The sequence below is a fragment of the Kordia algicida OT-1 genome (genome assembly GCF_000154725.1).
Taxonomy (GTDB): domain Bacteria; phylum Bacteroidota; class Bacteroidia; order Flavobacteriales; family Flavobacteriaceae; genus Kordia; species Kordia algicida.
This window is the reverse complement of record NZ_DS544873.1, coordinates 2604668-2624402: the sequence shown is the minus strand read 5'-3', so window position 1 is coordinate 2624402 and position 19735 is coordinate 2604668. Positions and strand designations below refer to the sequence as shown.

Sequence of the window (19735 nt, the reverse complement as noted above, 5' to 3'; positions counted from 1 at the left end):
AACTGTAGTTGGGCAGACTAAAATTATGCTGGCTTCAATTGCCATTATCAATAATAAGCAAATATATATATAATTTAACGCTTGTGAAACTATTTATAGTATATACGAGCTATTTTAAAATTAGGTTTTATGATGAACTAAAATACAGAAAATCAGGGATATTCGTATGAATAAAACTTAATTATTCTGTAAATAAACCCAGCCTGTATAGGTTTGCTCTAATAATAACGGACTTGCTAGCGTGTTTTCATCATTTAAGTAAAGTACATAGAAATAAGTTCCCGTTGGTAATTTATTTCCTTTTGGCGTGCCTCGATTTGCATAACCGTCCCAATGAGAAGTGATTCTATTACCTTCAAAAATAAGTGTTCCGTACCTGTTGTAGATATGAATTTTATGATTGGGATGCGCTTCTAAGTTTAAAATATTGAAAACATCATTTTTTCCATCATCATTAGGAGAAAAACCATTCGGGATGTAAATTTCACAATTATCTACGGTAACATTGAAAGAAGTTGCTTCAATACAACCTTCTGTATTTTCGGTAGTTACGTATATGGTTTGCGGATTGGAAATATTATTATAAGTAGTTGGCGATGTGATTTCATCTTGAAACGTTCCATCTGAATTTGCTGTTTCGTAATAGGTAAAAATGATATTTGAAGCTGAATTTATCGTGGTTTCGTTCACAGTTAAATCAAAAATTGCAGATTCAGTTTCGTCCAATTGACAAGCTTCCAAATCTTCTGCCTGATTTGCTTGCGGGCTTTCAAGTAAAAGCAGTTCGAAATCTCCAATACTCGTACATAATGTATTGCTATTGGTTACTTTGATAAAGACTTGCGTCGGATAGTTTACACTGCTATACGTAGTTGGATTTAAAATTACACTTGTATTGTTTGTCGCATCTTGAAATGTTTCGTAATACTCAAAAATAAACGCAGGATCGCTGAAGAATGTTTCCTGTATGGTAAGATCAAAAATGATGTCTTCAATATTATCACACAATTCTAAAGCTGGCAATGTCGGAATTACGGGCGATGTTGGCAATGTAATTATTTGAATTGCTGTATTATTATCTTCATTAATTTCATCTACGGTTCCTGTGCCAGTTCCGTCATCATCAACGACAATTAAAAAACTAAAAGTATTTGGAATTCCCGCAGGAATTGTAACTGTAATGTTCTGTTGAATGCTTTCGCCAATGGCAAGAGTTGTTTGTGTTACGGCAGTATCAATCAAAACGCCATCCACATAAAAAGCAATAGGCGTATTTTGTGGTAAGGCAGCAGTACTATTGGTATTGGAGATTGTATATGTAATGTCCAAATCGCGAGAATCACAACTATCCACAATTTGATCGATGGTTACCGTTGCATCAGGCAATTGACTGTTTAATACAGTAATAATATTGTTAATCATGACAAAATCTTGTCCAGAAGTCAATGAAATAGTTGCTTCCGTATCGCCAATACTTATGTTGTTTTGAATGTTGTAAAAGTCAATATCCATATTGTACAAGTCACTTGCACCTGTAAAACTATTTGTACCGTTAAAAGCGTTTGTTGGTGGATTTAGCGGTAAATTTCCAATAACAGAACCGTTGATTCGCAACGATTCGTTCACGCTAATTCCTTGATCTCCTTCCCAAGCGATAAAACCAATTTTTGCGCCCATATTGTCAAAAACGTTGAGGTTTTCTAGGGTGATTTCTAACTCGTCTGGCACACTTTCTAGACCATCATACACATTGAGTTGGTTTAGCGGAAGCGAAGGATTTTCATAAATAACCGTAATTGCCCAGCCACCAAAATTTGTTCCTGTCGGACAATACGGAGCAATAACCGATGACAAATCAAATTCACTTACGGTATACAAACCATTTCCTTCGGTTTGTACTATGGTAGTCACATCGGCAAATGCAGCAAAAAACGTTCTATCGCCTGTCAAATCATCACTAAAGGTACGTTGTGCTGTTACAGGAATTCCGTTTAGTTCAATGTCAAAATCACCATCGTCAGATCCTGCCCAATACAAATACGCAGCAACTAATGTTTGATTTGGGTTTAGTGTTAAGCTTGCGCTAGAACTTGTATTGATAATGCAAATACCATTGGCGCCATTTTCAACTGTATTGAGTGTATTTCCGAGTGCCGTATAATCGTAACGCCCGTTAAATTGTTGGAATAATGAAATGTCTTGGGCGATTGATGGTGACGTGTTTACAAAACAAGCTAGGAAGAATAGTAGACTTATGTAAGGTTGTTTTTTCACGAACAATTGATTATTGTTTGAAAGTAACAAATTCTTACTGTATAAAAAAACCGAAGAAAAATAATCTTCGGTTTTTATGATTTCTATATGGTTTGATAAATTATCTCTTTAACGTAAAATGATTGATAAATTCTTTTGGAGAACCGTCAAATGGATCTACGTATTCCACTCTAAACCAGTAATCATTTGATGGCATTGGCACTCCGTTAAAGGTTCCGTCCCAACCTTGTCCTGCCGGACTGATCTGTTTTAAGAGTTTTCCATATCTGTCAAAGATATAAATCTTTGCTCCTGGCTGATTTCTCAATCCGATGATGTTCCAAGTCGGATGGTATTCATCTCCGTTTGGTGTAAAGAATTTCATGTAATCAATCAGTTCAAAGGTTCTTACCAGCTCGCCACAACCGTTGTTGTCTCTTACCGTTACTGTGTGTTCGCCTGGTTGTAAGTCTAAGAATTCTCCTGATTCTTGCCACTCTCCATCATCTAGTTGGTATTCATACACGCCTGAGCCTCCTGATGCCGTTGCAATCACATTGTGCGTATCTGCAAAGGCTGGTGTAGTAATCTGGATATCCAACAAACTTGGTGCTGATGAGGCTTCATACGTCACACTATCACTGTAGCTACAGTTGGTTTCATTGTTGGCATCAATCACGGTCACACTGTAGGTTCCTGCGGTAGTTACTTCCACTGTCGCTGTCGTTGCTGTTCCATTTGGTGTAGTCCATGAGTAAGTGTAGCCTGCTCCAAAGTCTACGCCAATGGTTCTGGTCTCTAATGCCAAGCCTGTCTCTGCATCCACACATAAGATATCATCTTCCGGTAAGGTAAATACCGGTAATGGATTTACCTGCAAGTTCACTACAACTGGATCTGATAGACAACCTGTAATGGTTTGTCTCACTCTCGCGTAAAGCGTCTGCGGATTGGAAGTATTGGTATAATTTGTCGTATTTGTGATCGCGTTGCTATCCATATCAGCATCTGTAGCTGTTTCATAGTAGGATACTGCCATGTCTGTTTGTCCATTTATGATCTCCGCATCCAAGCTCGTTAGGTCAAATACTGCCGTGTCTTGAGCTGCTTCATCCGCTGCGCATAGTTCATAGGTGTCTGGCGCTGTTGCCGTTGGTATTGGCTCTACACTCAGTTCTAAACTAGCAATGTTGTTGGTATTTACACAACCTGTGGCATTGTTCTCCACACGGATAAATACCGTTTGTGGATCACTCGTGTTTTCAAACCCATTGGCAAGTGCATTGGTGTTTGCTAAGGCATCTGCTACTGTTGGATGATAGGTAACGGTAAAGTCTGCTACCATTTGTGGCGCTGTGAGTAAGTCTAAGGAACTTGTCACCACATCCCAATCAAATTGTCCTACATCATCATTGTCATATTCACAGAATACATAGTTAAAGGCGATGTCTGTAAGCTCAGGAAGTGGATGTACCACTACAGGTAGTTCAACTACTTTGTAACATGGAAGCATGTTGCTATCTATTTGAATGTCACTCTCTACACGTACATAGATGATTACTTGTCCGTTCATATTGGCATCTGCCATATCAACCGTGTGCATGGTTGGATCAGCTATTGGGTTAATGTCTCCATCAGCATCTTCTTGTGTGGTATGATAGCTTACCGTAACATTGCTTTCATTGTTTACAATCTCTGCCTCTGATTGGGTCAGATCAAAGATGAGCATTCCATTGGTGGCATCTCCATCGCTGTTGTCATCACATGCTTCTAAGACATCAGGAGATGTGTTTGGCGTTGGAATTGGAAGTACTCTTAAGGTCATGGTAATGTCAGTCGTACATCCTGCCGCATTGCTTGCTCGGATGTAGAGTACCTGCGGATTGCTGATGTTTTGGTAGGCTGTTGGATCAGCTATAGGCGTATCGTTGTCTAAGTCAGTTTGACTTGCATAATAGGTCAGGGTTAAACTCGTATCTCCACCTGTGATCTCAATGTATTTGTCGGTCAAATCAAAACTACTGATCTCATCACTCTCATCACCACTTTCTGCATCATCACAGAGAGAGAATGCTGTAGGTTGTACAAGTACTGGTGGCGCTACTACAATAATATCAAAGCTTTCAATGGCATAACATTCGGTAGTGTTGTCTTCTAATCGCACCCAAATGGTTTGTTGATTGATGGTGGTGTTGATATAATCAGTCACATTCACTATTGGAGATATATCATCGATTGCATCTTGTTCGCTCTCATGATAGGTCAGGGTAAAGTCACTTGGTGTTTGACTCCCGTAGATTTCTGTTTGTGTCTCAGATAGATCAAACATAGCAAAACCGTCTGATGGTTCTTCATCACATTCTTCCAAGTCGGTGAGATTGATTGGAATTTCAGGAATAGAGATGACATTCAGCATAAGCGGTGTTACGGTAAAACAACCTGTTACCGTATTGGTTGCCAAGACATAGATGGTCTGACTATCCATTACAATGTTGGTGTATGGACTAGGCAACGCATTTAGGTTGTTGTTCGCATCCGCTTGTGTTTCATGGAAACTATACACGACATCTGGTTCATTGTTGATAATGTCATTGGTCAGTGCATCTAAGTTAAAAGCGACAAAACCATCGTTGTCATCATCACAGGTATCTGAGCTAAGCATTCCGTTTGGATCTAGCGTTGGACTTGGCAATGGATTCACTCTGATGTCAAAGGTAATGGTGTTTTGACAACCTGTAGTATTATTGGTAGCTAAGACAAAGATGGTTTGTACGCCAATCTCTGCATTGCTATATGCCATAGGATCAGCTATGGGCGTATTATTGTCTAAGTCCGTTTGACTAGCAAAGTATTGCAAACTGATTCCAGGAACACTGTTTAGTAAGTCTTCTGCTAAAGATGTCAGATCAAAGACTTCAATTCCGTCATTGAGCGTGACTGCATCACAGGTTTCCAAACCTAGTAATTGTGTAAGTACGGGAAGCTCATCTACGATCAGCGTAAGATTCGTAATGCTAGCACAGCCTGTGTTTTGATCTTCTACACGCACCCAAATCACTTGTGGACTCGGTGGAATGTTGCTGTAGGCATTGACATTGTTGATTTCTCCTGTGGTGGTTCCTGCCGTAGCATTTGCCTGTGTGTTGTAGTAACGAACGGTGTGTGTGAGTGGATCTTCTCCGTTGAGTAAATCAGCCTCAGCTTCTGTCAAATCAAACTGTGCGATTTGATCCGCGCTTGCATCATCACATTCTGATAAGCTCGTGGCATCTAGCGCAGCAATCTCTGGAGAATCGTATACGATTAGATCTAAAGAAACCACATTGTAACAACCTGTCAGCACATTTTCAACACGTACGTAAATCGTTTGATTGTAAGCATTGATGTTGGTATAGGTATCTGGCAAACTGTTTACATTGTTATCAGCATCTTCTGGTGTTTCGTGGTAGGTGACAACAACATTCGTTTGTACTCCTCCGGTAATTTGATCTTCTGTGCTTCTAATGTCAAAAATTCCAAAACCGTCGTTATCTGTGTCGCAGTATTCTAAAGATGTTGCAGGAAATACTTGCGGTGCATCTTCAACCGAAAGCGTTAGTGTTGTTGTTACATAGCAGCCAGAGTTAGCAGTTTCAACCCTTACAAAAACCGTTTGTGGGTTGCTGATATTTGTGTATGGAATTGCCAATGCATTTGTATCGTTATCAGCATCCATTTGTGTTAGATAGTATCTCACAGATAATCCAGAAATTCCTCCTGAAATTTCGTCATTCTTTACATTTAAGTTGATTTCCGTAAAACCATCCGCAGTTTCATCATCGCAAACAATTAAATCTGTAGGCATATTTGCCGTAGGAAGCGCTTCAAAGAGAATTTCAAAACTTGTCGTTGCATGGCAATTGTTTTCGGGTTGTGTACTTTCTATTCTAACAAAAATTATTTCCCCATTTGTACCTGTATATGGAGTTGGTAGCGGATTCATATCATCATCAGCGTCTGTTTGATTTGCATGAAAAGAGATATTGAAATCGGCTGCATTTTGTGTTCCTAGAATTGCGGGTTCTTGTGTGGTAAAATCATAATCTTCGACACCATTATTGTCAGCATCACAAGCAATCATGTTTTCTGGCTGATTCGCTATTGGTTGTTCGTATACGCAGATTTCGAAATTAGTGGTATCAAAACAATTTGTATTCATGTTATTTTCAATACGTGCATATATTTGTTGACAGTCTGACGTATTTGTGAATGGAGAGGTTATTGCGTTTATATTATCATTTGCGTCTGTTTGACTTAAGTGATAGGTTATCGTAAACATTGAACCATCTTGAGTACCTAAAACAAAAGCATCTAATGTTGTAAAATCAAATTCTTCAAAACCATCATTTGAGTTATCGTCACACACGGCGATATCTGCCACAGGATTTGCTGTAGGGATTTCATTCAGGATTAAATTAAAAGAAGTTAGTGCAAAACAGTTATTTCCAGACTCAGTACTTTCTACTCTTACAGTAATAGTTTCTCCGTCACTTCCTGAATATGTTGTTGGCAATGGATTTATGTTATTGGTTGCATCAGTAGCATTTGCGTAATATGTTATGTTTACATCAGCAGCATTTTGAGCACCAAGTATATCTGTTTCTTGCATTGTAAAATCGAAAGTTTCTGTTCCGTCTCCATTTACATCACAGACAACCATATCGTTTGGCTGATTTGCAATTGGTTGATTGTTTACACAAATTTCAAAACTTGTAGTGTCAAAACATACTGCGTTTGCATTATTTTCTATGCGGACAAATATTTGCTCACATTGATTTGTGTTCGTGTATGGAAAGGTCAGTGCATTTGTATCACTATCAGCATCTATTTGACTTAAATGATAGCTTACTGTGTGTGTTGCTGCGTTTTGCGTTCCTAGTACTGTTGCATCTAGTGTCGTAAAGTCAAATTCTTCTACGCCATCATTTGAATCATCATCACAGACCGTAATATCGGCTACTGGATTTGCTATTGGAGAAGCTGCCAAGAATAGTTGGAATGATGTTGTTGCAAAACAATCGTTTCCAGGTTCTGTACTTTCTACCCTTACAAATATAATTTCTCCGTCAGTTCCTGTGTATGAGGTTGATAGTGGGTTTGCATCGTTGCTCGCATCTACAGAACTCGCATGAAATGTAATGTTTACGTCTGCTGTGTTTTGTGTTCCAAGAATGTCAGCAATTTGTGTAGTAAAATCATATACTTCTGAACCATCAGCATTTAAATCACATGCATTCATGTCGTCTGGCTGATTCGCTACAGGTTGCACATCTACACATATTTCAAAGTTTGTTGTCCCAAAACAATTAGTGTTTGCGTTATTTTCTACTCTAACAAAAATTTGTTCACATTGACTTGTATTTGTGTACGGAAATGTCAACGCATTCATATTTGTATCAGCATCTGCCTGACTTAGGTGATATGTAACTGTAAACATTGAAGGATCTTGAGTGCCGAGAATTGTAGCATCTAGCGTGGTAAAGTTAAATTCCTCAACTCCATCATTGGTAAGGTCATCACAAACAATTATGTCTGCTACAGGGTTTGCGGTTGGAGCAGGTTCTACAGTGATTGTAAAACTTTCTTGAATGATATCAGCGCAACTGTTGGAAATATCAACGGTATAAGTTGTTGTCATTGTTGGCGTGAATACTGGATTTGGAATGTTAGGATCACTCACACCCGTTGTTGGTGACCATGTGTATGATGTAGCGCCTGTTACTGTTGCATCTACTGATGCTAAAGATTGGCCCTCACAGATTACTTCATCGGCAAAAGCTAAAGAATTTGCAAATGATACGTAGTCAAAACATACACGTTGCAAGTTAGTTGCTCCTCCTGTAGAGCCTGTGAAACCAAAATATGCTTGTGAAACACCTCCAAAAAGATTGTTTACAACATCACCTGTATAGGAGAGTCTCAGGGAACAGTCAAAATACACATCTAGTGTAGTTGTTGTTGCTGTCCATTCGATTCGAATGATATGTTCAACACCGTTTTCAATATTTGTTGATGTTGGTGAAGCTTGTACAGGTCCGGCTAAATTTGCAGCGCCATTATGGTTGTTATTTCCTTGACTGACAATGGCAAGATGATCGAAAAAAGGATCTCCTAAGTCATTGTTCTGCCAAGTATCAAATTCAACGGCTAGTGAATTGTTGATACCTTCGTATCCCATTCCTCCTCCTGAATTACCAATTTCAGGAGTTTCTGTATTTTTTAAAATGAAGGTGATTCCGTCTGCACCGTTAGCATCATTTGTACCAAAAAAACCTCTGAATTCTACGACAAAGTCTTCTGTCATGTCGATTGCTGTTCCTGACCAAATAGCTCCAGATTGATTGTTTACGTTTTGGGTGATTTCAAAGCAATCTCCGCCAATATCTGTTGCGTCTCCAATTAACGAAGGCATTAATTGTGCATTTGCTTGAATGAAAAACAGGATAAAGAATATTGTTAAAATACCCTTTATCCTGTTTATATGTTTTATTAAAATCATTGTCCTACAATTATATAAGACAAATATGATGAATTATCTCTTTAAAGTAAAATGATTGATAAATTCTTTTGGAGAACCGTCAAATGGATCTACGTATTCCACTCTAAACCAGTAATCATTGGATGGCATTGGTACTCCGTTGAAGGTTCCGTCCCAACCTTGCCCTGCCGGACTGATCTGTTTTAAGAGTTTTCCATATCTGTCAAAGATATAAATCTTTGCTCCTGGCTGATTTCTCAATCCGATGATGTTCCACGTCGGATGGTATTCATCTCCGTTTGGTGTAAAGAATTTCATGTAATCAATCAGTTCAAAGGTTCTTACCAGCTCGCCACAACCGTTGTTGTCTCTTACTGTTACCGTGTGTTCGCCTGGTTGTAAGTCTAAGAACTCTCCTGATTCTTGCCACTCTCCATCATCTAGTTGGTATTCATACACACCTGATCCGCCTGATGCCGTTGCAATCACATTGTGCGTATCTGCAAAGGCTGGTGTAGTAATCTGGATATCTAACAAACTTGGTGCTGATGAGGCTTCATACGTCACACTATCACTGTAGCTACAGTTGGTTTCATTGTTAGCATCAATCACGGTCACACTGTAGGTTCCTGCAGTAGTTACCTCTACAGTCGCTGTTGTTGCTGTTCCATTTGGTGTGGTCCACGAGTAAGTGTAGCCTGCTCCAAAGTCTACGCCTATGGTTCTGGTCTCTAATGCCAAGCCTGTCTCTGCATCCACACATAAGATATCATCTTCCGGTAAGGTAAATACCGGTAATGGATTTACCTGTAAGTTCACTACAACTGGATCTGATAGACAACCTGTAATGGTTTGTCTCACTCTCGCGTAAAGCGTCTGCGGATTGGAAGTGTTGGTATAACTTGTCGTATTTGTGATCGCGTTGCTATCCATATCAGCATCTGTAGCCGTTTCATAGTAGGATACCGCCATGTCTGTTTGTCCATTTATGATCTCCGCATCCAAGCTCGTTAGATCAAATACTGCCGTGTCTTGAGCTGCTTCATCCGCTGCGCATAGTTCATAGGTGTCTGGCGCTGTTGCCGTTGGTGTTGGCTCTACACTCAGTTCTAAACTAGCAATGTTGTTGGTATTTACACAACCTGTGACATTGTTCTCCACACGGATAAATACCGTTTGTGGATCACTCGTGTTTTCAAACCCGTTAGCAAGTGCATTGGTGTTTGCTAAGGCATCTGCTACTGTTGGATGATAGGTAACGGTAAAGTCTGCTACCATTTGTGGCGCTGTGAGTAAGTCTAAGGAACTTGTCACCACATCCCAATCAAATTGTCCTACATCATCATTGTCATATTCACAGAATACATAGCTAAAGGCAATGTCTGTAAGTTCAGGTAATGGGTGTACCACTACAGGTAATTCGACTACTTTGTAACATGGAAGCATGTTGCTGTCTATTTGAATGTCGCTCTCTACACGTACATAAATAATTACTTGTCCGTTCATGTTTGCATTTGCCATGTCAACCGTATGCATGGTTGGATCAGCTATCGGGTTAATGTCTCCATCAGCATCTTCTTGTGTGGTATGATAGCTTACCGTAACATTGCTTTCATTGTTTACAATTTCTGCCTCTGATTGTGTCAGATCAAAGACGAGCATTCCATTGGTGGCATCTCCATCGCTGTTGTCATCACATGCTTCTAAGACATCAGGAGATGTGTTTGGCGTTGGAATTGGAAGTACTCTTAAGGTCATGGTAATGTCAGTCGTACAGCCTGCCGCATTGCTTGCTCGGATGTAGAGTACCTGCGGATTGCTGATGTTTTGGTAGGCTGTTGGATCAGCTATAGGCGTATCGTTGTCTAAGTCAGTTTGACTTGCATAATAAGTCAGGGTTAAACTCGTATCGCCACCTGTGATCTCAATGTATTTGTCGGTCAAATCAAAACTGCTGATCTCATCACTCTCATCACCACTTTCTGCATCATCACAGAGGGAGAATGCTGTAGGTTGTACAAGTACTGGTGGTGCTACCACGATAATATCAAAGCTTTCAATGGCATAACATTCGGTAGTGTTGTCTTCTAATCGCACCCAAATGGTTTGTTGATTGATGGTTGTGTTGATATAATCGGTCACATTGACTATTGGTGATACATCATCGATAGCATCTTGTTCACTCTCATGATAAGTCAGGGTAAAGTCACTTGGTGTTTGACTGCCATAGATTTCTGTTTGTGTCTCAGAGAGATCAAACATAGCAAAACCATCTGATGGTTCTTCATCACATTCTTCCAAGTCGGTGAGATTGATTGGAATTTCAGGAATAGAGATGACATTCAGCATAAGCGGCGTTACGGTAAAACAGCCTGTTACCGTATTGGTTGCCAAGACATAGATGGTTTGACTATCCATTACAATGTTGGTGTATGGACTAGGCAGTGCATTTAGGTTGTTGTTCGCATCTGCCTGTGTTTCATGGAAACTATACACGACATCTGGTTCATTGTTGATAATGTCATTGGTCAGTGCATCTAAGTTAAAAGCGACAAAACCATCGTTGTCATCATCACAGGTATCTGAGCTAAGCATTCCGTTTGGATCTAGCGTTGGACTTGGCAATGGATTCACTCTGATGTCAAAGGTAATGGTGTTTTGACAACCTGTAGTATCATTGGTAGCTAAGACAAAGATGGTCTGTACGCCAACCTCTGCATTGCTATATGCCATAGGATCAGCTATGGGCGTATTATTGTCTAAGTCCGTTTGACTAGCAAAGTATTGCAAATTGATTCCAGGAACACTGTTTAGTAAGTCTTCTGCTAAAGATGTCAGATCAAAGACTTCAATTCCGTCATTGAGCGTGACTGCATCACAGGTTTCCAAACCTGGTAATTGTGTAAGTACAGGAAGCTCATCTACGATCAGCGTAAGATTCGTAATGCTAGCACAGCCTGTGTTTTGATCTTCTACACGTACCCAAATTACTTGTGGACTCGGTGGAATGTTACTGTAAGCATTGACATTGTTGATTTCTCCTGTGGTAGTTCCTGCCGTAGCATTTGCCTGTGTGTTGTAGTAACGAACGGTGTGTGTGAGTGGATCTTCTCCGTTGAGTAAATCAGCCTCAGCTTCTGTCAAATCAAATTGGGCGATTTGATCGGCGCTCACATCATCACATTCTGATAAGCTGGTGGTATCTAGCGCAGCAATCTCTGGAGAATCGTATACGATCAGGTCTAAAGAAACCACATTGTAACAACCTGTCAGTACATTTTCAACACGTACGTAAATCGTTTGATTGTAAGCATTGATGTTGGTATAGGTATCTGGCAAACTGTTTACATTGTTATCAGCATCTTCTGGTGTTTCGTGGTAAGTGACTGTGACTTGTCCTGGTAATAATCCGCCTGTGATTTCGTTTTCTGTGCTTCTAATGTCGAAGATTCCAAAACCGTCGTTGTCCGTGTCACAGTATTCGAGTGGTGTAGGCGTGTTTGCTACAGGCGCTTCATTTACATCAATATTGAAACTTGTTGTGCTGAAACAACCTGTCGTACCATTTTCTACACGAACAAATATCGTTTGTGGATTGCTAGTGTTTGTGTATGGACTGGCAAGTGGGTTTGTATTGCTATTCGCATCAGCTTGACTGATATAATATTGAACAGCGACATCAGTTTGTGAGCCAATTATTTCAGCCGACTTTATATTTAGATCGACTGAGGTAGTGCCATCAAATGGTGTTTCATCACAAACAATTAAATCTGTTGGCATGTTTGCCGTAGGGTTTTCGTCGATGATTAATTCAAAGTTCATAGCTGTGTTTACACAACCTGTTACGGTATTTTCTGCACGAACATATATTGTTCTTGGAAATGTAGTGTAAGGACTTGCTATTGCATCTGTATTTGCATCTGCTTCCGCCTGAGTTTCATGATATGTGACGTCAATATTTGCTTGCCCATTGATTACTTCTGGATCTTTTGTAGTAAGATCGAATGTGAATTGATTGGCAGTATCACTACATACCACATAATCAGTGATTGTATTTTGATCTGGTAACGGATTTACTGTTAATGTGATGTGTTCGCCTAAACCTAAACATGCATTGTTTGCATCACTGTCTACACGAACAACAATGTTTTGAACATTTGGAGAAGCATCATTTCTATGGTTGCTGATGTCTGGAATTGCATTTTCTTCCGCTAATGCATCCGCAAAGTTTTCGTAATAAGTTATGGTTAGTGTTTGTCCAGTAGCTGTGAATAGTGCGTTGATTTGTGCATCCGCATCACTAAAGTCAAACGTAGCAATTCCGTTGGTATTGTCTCCATCAATTTCGTCATCATCACAGACTTCGTAGTCTAATTGAAATGTACTTGGAATTTGAGTTGCTGCCACTATTAGGTTTACTTCTCCTGTTCGGAAACATCCGTTTACGGTTACTATTCGTGCAAAGACTTGTCCGCCGTTTCCACTATTGTAGGCTGTATCATTTATTATTGGATTTGTTGCATTTTGTGCATCCGTTAAATTTGTGTAATACGTGAATGTTTCGTTATCGGAATCATTGGAAAGTAACGAGTTTGCTTCAGTTAGATTAAAATCTGATAAACCGTCTGTATCATCATCACATTGACTTAAAGCGACAGGTTGCATGATAATAGGAAGTGGATTTACCACTACATTAAATGTTACCAAACTGTAACAAGCTGGATTGTCAACATTTTCAATACGTGCTACGACAGGATTTCCGCCTGCGGTTGTGTTTGTGTACGTTGTTGATAATACATTCATGGAATCATTAGCATCCATTTCGTTGGCGTAATACATAATGTTGAATTGCATCATGTCTTGAGTGCCTAGTACTTCGGCATCAATTGTAGAAAGGTCGAAGGTTGTGAATCCATTTGTGTCGTCGCCATCTGCGTCATCATCACAAAGTTCATAGTCTAGAACAGCATTTGCCGTAGGTTGATCGAATACATCAAAGTCAAATGTAATTGTGTCAAAACAATCTGTATTGTCGTTATTTTCTATACGAACAAAAATAGTTTCTAATTGGTAAGCAACTTGGTTTGTGTATGGTGATGTTAATGGATTCATGTTCATGTCAGCATCATCTTGACTAGAATGATACGTAGTTGTAAACTGCATTCCATCTTGTGTTCCTAAAACAAGTGTTGTAATTGCATCTAGATCTAGTGTAGAGAAACCGTCATTGTTGTCATCGCAGATAAGTTGATCTTCAATAGGATTTGCTGTAGGTGTTGTAAATATAGAAACAGTAGCTTCACCCATTAATGGGCATTCACCATTGTTTTGTTCTATTTGTACTTCATACAATCCTGCATCTGCTAGTGTTACGTTGGTAAGGTTTAGCTGAAAACTGGTTTCGGCAAGTGGATTTCCTTCAAACGTCCATGTGTAAGTTGCGCCAGGAATATCATCCGCCATAAGCGTATAATTTTGTGTTGTACACAACGATAATTCTGTTGTAGAAACTCCGTTACGAATAATATCAATTGGTGTAGCAAATAAAGACTGAATAAACGGCGGAAGTCCAATTCTAGAAAGATTAGAGTTTGTGTTTGTAATGTCTAATAAGATTCCATTTTGATTGTAAATGACGGCTGCACCATCTGCTTCTGGATTTTCAATGACACCTAAAAAGCGTCCTGTGTTTGCTGTGTTACTAAAATCGAGTAGTGCACGGTATATTTTTCCGTCAATTCCTACTTGAACGGCTCCAGCTGAGAAAACAGATGAGTTGTTTATGGTAAATTGTGAAGCAGGAATATCTGCTGCTAATAAGTCGTATTGTAGTAGTAAACTATTTCCGCCACCGCTATCGCCTAAGCCAACAGTAGCATATAGTTTTGTTGCTTCTGGTGAAAATTCGACACCATATGGTGAATCGCCATCATACAATTCTAATTCATTGCTTACAATTCCAGTACTGTTGTCAAAGTCGTATAACATTATTTTTCCAGGACCGTTTCCACCTTCAACAGTTGTTAATCCTAAATGAGCTGCAGCTAATTTATCTCCTTGTGGAGAAGCTTTTAAGTAACCAAGTGCATTTCTACGATATCCTGAAATAGGAACTACAGTAGGCGTATTACTTATTACAGGCGTAGTATCAACACCTACAGCATCAATTTTGAAAGCATAGAAATTGTCAATAAAATGTGTTAAAACCCAAAAAGATTCACAGTCTGCACTTTTTACCGCAGAGATTTTTTCAGAACATTTAAAACGTGTTTCTTGCGTGTCAGTTGTATCGTATGTAATTAATGGAACATTTTTTTGCGCATTGTCTACAAAACCAATTCCATCAGTCATATCAACAACCGTATAATTTAGTCCATTATTGACACCACCATCGTTGTGATGTGGTTCGTCAACTGTGAAGATATAGTAAATGTTTGGGTCTTGCGGTTTTGGAACAATTAGCGCTGATGATGTACTTGAACTGTCTCCATTTAAACCAGTTCCGTTGGTCATAATTAAGTGGTTTCTATTCCAAACTGTAATTCCATCTGTATAGAACAATAAATCGCCATCTGTGTTTGAGATAGAAGCACAACCTTCTAAGGTGTTTAAACTTCCATTGGTAACGGCAGTTACATTTCCAGTATCGGGATCAAATTGTAATCCTGCATTTTGACCAAAATACCAGTTTGCAGCTTCGCCTTGTGCAAATAGTACTAATGGTAATACTGTAAAAATGAATAGTAAAAGTTTTTTCATCTGTAATTGATATTTTTCTAAAGCATAAAAAATGCTCAATAATCCACTGTAATAACTCTTTTATAGAATTATTATTTTATGATTTTGAGATTTGTTCTTTTTCTTAAAGTGAGTATGTTTTGAAATAACAATTTATAAAAGCTGCCAAAGTTGAATTGTTATTGAGGGATGATGGCATTTTTATAGCGAGATATTCCATAGCAATTTTAAACTACTCAACAGTTGGTAAAGATACTAATTACAACGAAAAAAAGAGCGAAATGCTTCGCTCTTTCTGTAAAATCTAGTGGTTTTATATACTATTTTGTTATAAATCTCGTCGTTTTAACAATCTGTAAGAGAAAAAGATGAATAAAAAGATCCATCCTGCGGCAATAGCAATTTCATGCCAATACAAAGTGTAATCGGTTACGATGGTATTTGTAGGTGCATGCAAACGTACAATTCTTGATGCTGGTTCTTCTATTAAATTATACATGGATGTAAATGGAAAAAACTGTGCAATACCATCTGCCGTTTGTTCATCAAAGAATTTGAATCGCAACAATAAATACGCAATCCATTCAATAATATTTACAATAAATAATACTGCTAATGCAAATACAGATCGTTTTGCTAATACAGCAGCAAATAAGCAGAAACTAAAGAATGCGAGTATTTTAAAGAAATAAGCAACAATAAATTCCGAACTGCTAAAAACAGTGTCAAAATAAATATCTTGCGAAGGTGTATTAAACATACCTATAATAAGTGTAATGATAAATACAACAAGTGTCATTAAAAGACAATATGAAATGATGAATGTGAATTTAGAAAGAACAAATTCTTTCTTACTCAGTCCGTCAATAAGATTCTGTTTTAGTGTTCTGTTGCTGTATTCATTTCCAATCATAAATACTACAATAATGGCAAAGAATATTTTAAAATAGGCAACAAAATAGGTTGTAATGTGCCAGATGTATGGAAATTCAAAGATTTTAGTTTCCGATAAATCTAAGGTGAAATACCCGAAAAAATTAATTTTCAATGAAGAAAGGATCAATATGGAAAATGGTAAAATAAAAGAGATGTAAATTAATACTTTACTCATTTTATTTTGCCATAGTTTTTGGAATTCTATTTGTAATAAACGGATCATAATCGTTGAAGGATAAAATTAATTAGATTGGTTTTCAGTAAGGATTAAGAATTGCTCTTCCAAGCTTTCTTTACGCTTTACTAAGTGCGATAAAACAATGCCTTGATTAAACATTTTTTGATTAAAATCAGCGGCACTCAATGGCGCTGTCAAAAAGGCAATAATTTTATCATCCTCTTTTTTAATGGTTCCAAAAGAAGCATCTTGTTCTAAAAACGAAATTAATTGATCTTCTTTTTCGGTTTGCAATTCAAAAAATCCTTGACTCGCAACCATTTCGTCTACACGACCCGAATAAATCTTTTGTCCTTTTCTTAAAATGACCACATGTGAACATACTTTTTCAACCTCATCCAAAAGGTGAGAAGCCAATAAAATTGTTGTTCCTTGTGCGGCAATTTCCTTAATAATCTCTCTAATTTGATGAATTCCTTGCGGATCTAATCCGTTGGTAGGTTCATCCAAAATTAAAATTTCAGGATCATTCAACAGGGCAGAAGCAATTGCCAAACGTTGTTTCATTCCTAAAGAATAAGTTCGGAATTTGCTGTTTTTACGCTCCAAAAGTCCTACAACTGCTAGTTTTTCATCAATTTTAGCTACAGATACATTCTTTATCTTACAAACAAGTTTCAAATTGTCGTAAGCAGACATATACGGATAAAAATTTGGACGTTCAATAATGGCACCTACTTTTTTCAAAGCATCGTGCACGGCTACGTTGCCATCGAACCAATGAAATTTTCCAGAAGTTTTATTTACCACATTCAAGACCATTCCTAACGTAGTAGATTTTCCACTTCCATTGGGTCCTAAAATACCATAAACATTTCCTTTTTCTATTGTGAACGATAAGTCTTGTACTGCTTTAACATACCCGTAATTTTTACTAAGGTTTTGCAGTGTGAGAATAGTTTTCAATATAATTTAGTTTTTTGATTGATTGTATATAGTTGACGACTCAAATTAAAAATTGTTACACAAGATAACGAAAGCTTTTTAAATTGGATTTTTTATAAAAACTGATTTTTGCGCAGTATTAACTAAATATTATTTCATAAAAAATCCCTTACTCAATATATAGAATAAGGGATTTTGTTATGATCGAATGAAAGCATTACGCTTTTTGCTCTTTATTGAAATATACCAAATAATAATACATCTGCTTTTCTTCATCCCAACCTTTTTCGACGAATTTCTCTGCCGATTCTGGGTTGATAAAGTCCATCTTTATCTGAATATTCGTATCCAAACTAATCGTGTTTTTGATACTTTTTCTAGCTGAAGAAACTGCTTTGTTGGCAATTGGAAATTCCGAAACGTCTTCAATGCTATATTTTGGACCTTTTTCTACTTTATAATGTTTAAACTCAGGAATCAAATCAGGATTTTCAATCACATCATTTAAAAATGCTGTTTCTTCAAAATCGTCATTCTTAGCAAAATGATTCACTGCTCTGTTCATAAACATTACTTCTTCCTTCTTATCTTCCGCAGGAAAAACAACATCTTTGGCAAAGTTTTGACAGAACTTTAAATACTTTTTGGTGTAAAAGTTTTCATCTTCAAAAACATCTACGCCCAAAAAATGATCTAACCAATATTTAGTGTCATATTTATTACTATCTACCGAGAGAATTTTGTAGCCTTCTTCTCTTTTAACATTAAATACAATACAACCTTTGTCCAATTTATTTAAAGAAACTCCTTGTTGTAGTAAAACATCTAAGTTGCTTCCTTTTTCCTCAAACTGAAGGAAATCGTTCTTAATCTCCGATTTAAAAATCCCGATGGCATCAACTTTTTCATTATCAATTACCACATTTTCAAAATGTCCTACATACACTTCACCACTTTTTATGTGTGGATGTTGCGATTGTTCAAATAACAAAGAAGCAATCTTTTTTGAATTTTCATGTACAGTAGCAGGATCGTTAAAAATCGCTGTAACAATTGCGTACAACTGATTGAATTCTAAATCGACTTCATTGGTAAACTGAAAGTAATTTTCCTCTTTTTCTCTAAAAGGTTTGAAAAAGTATTCTTTTAACAATGGCGTAATTTCATCCGTTAATTGATACGGTTCTGCCGAAAGAAATACATTCTCATTTCTGCTTTTATTTCCTACTTTATGAATAGATAAGGAATCTACTTGTGCACTATATAAATTAATCATTATAGGTGTATATTTTTTATTCTTTGTGTTTTTTTGTTGCCACTTTCGTGGGATGGTACTCGTTTCATTAAAATTCCGAATTTCTTAGGAACTCTGGCGTTAAGGATAGAGGCGACATCCTTTTTACTTTAATATGTCATTACGAGGAGTAAGCGACGAAGTAATCAGCTTCTTTTTAGCAACTTGTTACAACATTACTGTAATGTGTCTCACAATGACAAAATCAAAAAGATACAGCCGAAAGCCTGACTACTTTGTATTGCCTAAGCAAGATAAAGTAGGAACGCCCCAAATTTTTTACTAAACTACAGAAAACTGAGCAGCTGAGTTCGTCGAAACTGGGTAGCTGAGCTTGTCGAAGCTAGTTCCAGTTTTCATCAAAGTTTAAACTATCATAGTCATTAATGTCGAGATCGTCTTCATTGTCATTAAAGCCATACGGATCTTCGTCTGCTTCAAAATTCTTTTCTGGTGCACTATCTGGAAGAATTCCGTGAGAAAATAACAAGTTTGGATATGATTGTCCGTTAATAGGTGCTGCAATTTCAGCAAGTTCAACCAAAAACGTCCACATATTCAAGAAATCATACACGTAAATCAAGCGTGTTTGGTCTTCCGAGAGAACACCATCTAAGGTCGTTTCGTTCATCAATCGAACAGAATCTTGTCCTTCGCTCATATCAAATTGCGAAATTTCTTCTCCTTGATTCCATTCATCATCACTTACATAAAAAGACGCCATTTCCATTCCGTCAAACCCAAATGCTTGTGTAATGGCATTGTTGAAGTCTTCAAACGTTGCATCTTCCTGAATTTCAATGTCTCTAAAGATGTCTTCGGTTGCGTCTAGTATTACTCTGAATCTATAAATCATGCTCGTTAAAAAAATTGG

General features: G+C 37.8%; 7 protein-coding genes. All 7 read right to left on the bottom strand.

Going from position 1 to position 19735, the window contains the following annotated elements:
* Positions 1–177: 177 nt before the first annotated feature.
* The 7 genes from KAOT1_RS11045 to KAOT1_RS11015 all read right to left on the bottom strand — a co-directional run bounded on the left by KAOT1_RS11045 (position 178) and on the right by KAOT1_RS11015 (position 19717).
* A complete protein-coding gene (locus tag KAOT1_RS11045) occupies positions 178–2274 on the bottom strand; it encodes a T9SS type B sorting domain-containing protein (RefSeq protein WP_007094893.1) in 2097 nt (698 codons plus the stop codon).
* Positions 2275–2374: 100 nt separating this feature from the next.
* A complete protein-coding gene (locus tag KAOT1_RS11040) occupies positions 2375–8704 on the bottom strand; it encodes a lectin-like domain-containing protein (RefSeq protein WP_007094892.1) in 6330 nt (2109 codons plus the stop codon).
* A gap of 120 nt (positions 8705–8824) precedes the next feature.
* Positions 8825–15529 (bottom strand): T9SS type B sorting domain-containing protein, encoded by a 6705-nt coding sequence (locus KAOT1_RS11035; protein ID WP_007094891.1) that lies wholly within the window; start codon positions 15527–15529, stop codon positions 8825–8827.
* Positions 15530–15836: 307 nt separating this feature from the next.
* Positions 15837–16667 (bottom strand): ABC transporter permease, encoded by an 831-nt coding sequence (locus KAOT1_RS11030; RefSeq protein WP_040559495.1) that lies wholly within the window; start codon positions 16665–16667, stop codon positions 15837–15839.
* 18 nt (positions 16668–16685) lie between these two features.
* Positions 16686–17588, bottom strand: coding sequence for an ABC transporter ATP-binding protein (locus KAOT1_RS11025; protein ID WP_007094889.1), 903 nt, complete (start codon positions 17586–17588; stop codon positions 16686–16688).
* A 196-nt stretch (positions 17589–17784) separates the two neighbouring features.
* Positions 17785–18843: a nucleoid-associated protein gene (locus KAOT1_RS11020; protein ID WP_007094888.1), complete on the bottom strand. Its 1059-nt coding sequence runs from the start codon at positions 18841–18843 to the stop codon at positions 17785–17787.
* 361 nt (positions 18844–19204) lie between these two features.
* On the bottom strand, positions 19205–19717 hold the full coding sequence (locus KAOT1_RS11015) for an IS1096 element passenger TnpR family protein (RefSeq protein WP_007094887.1): 513 nt from the start codon (positions 19715–19717) through the stop codon (positions 19205–19207).
* Between the last annotated feature and the right edge of the window lie 18 nt (positions 19718–19735).

Bases quoted from the DNA above. Each gene is read 5' to 3' on its own strand.
- KAOT1_RS11040 (WP_007094892.1), bottom strand. From the start codon at position 8,704: ATGCCTTCGTTAATTGGAGACGCAACAGATATTGGCGGAGATTGCTTT.
- KAOT1_RS11035 (WP_007094891.1), bottom strand. From the start codon at position 15,529: ATGAAAAAACTTTTACTATTCATTTTTACAGTATTACCATTAGTACTA.
- KAOT1_RS11030 (WP_040559495.1), bottom strand. From the start codon at position 16,667: ATGATCCGTTTATTACAAATAGAATTCCAAAAACTATGGCAAAATAAA.
- KAOT1_RS11020 (WP_007094888.1), bottom strand. From the start codon at position 18,843: ATGATTAATTTATATAGTGCACAAGTAGATTCCTTATCTATTCATAAA.
- KAOT1_RS11015 (WP_007094887.1), bottom strand. From the start codon at position 19,717: ATGATTTATAGATTCAGAGTAATACTAGACGCAACCGAAGACATCTTT.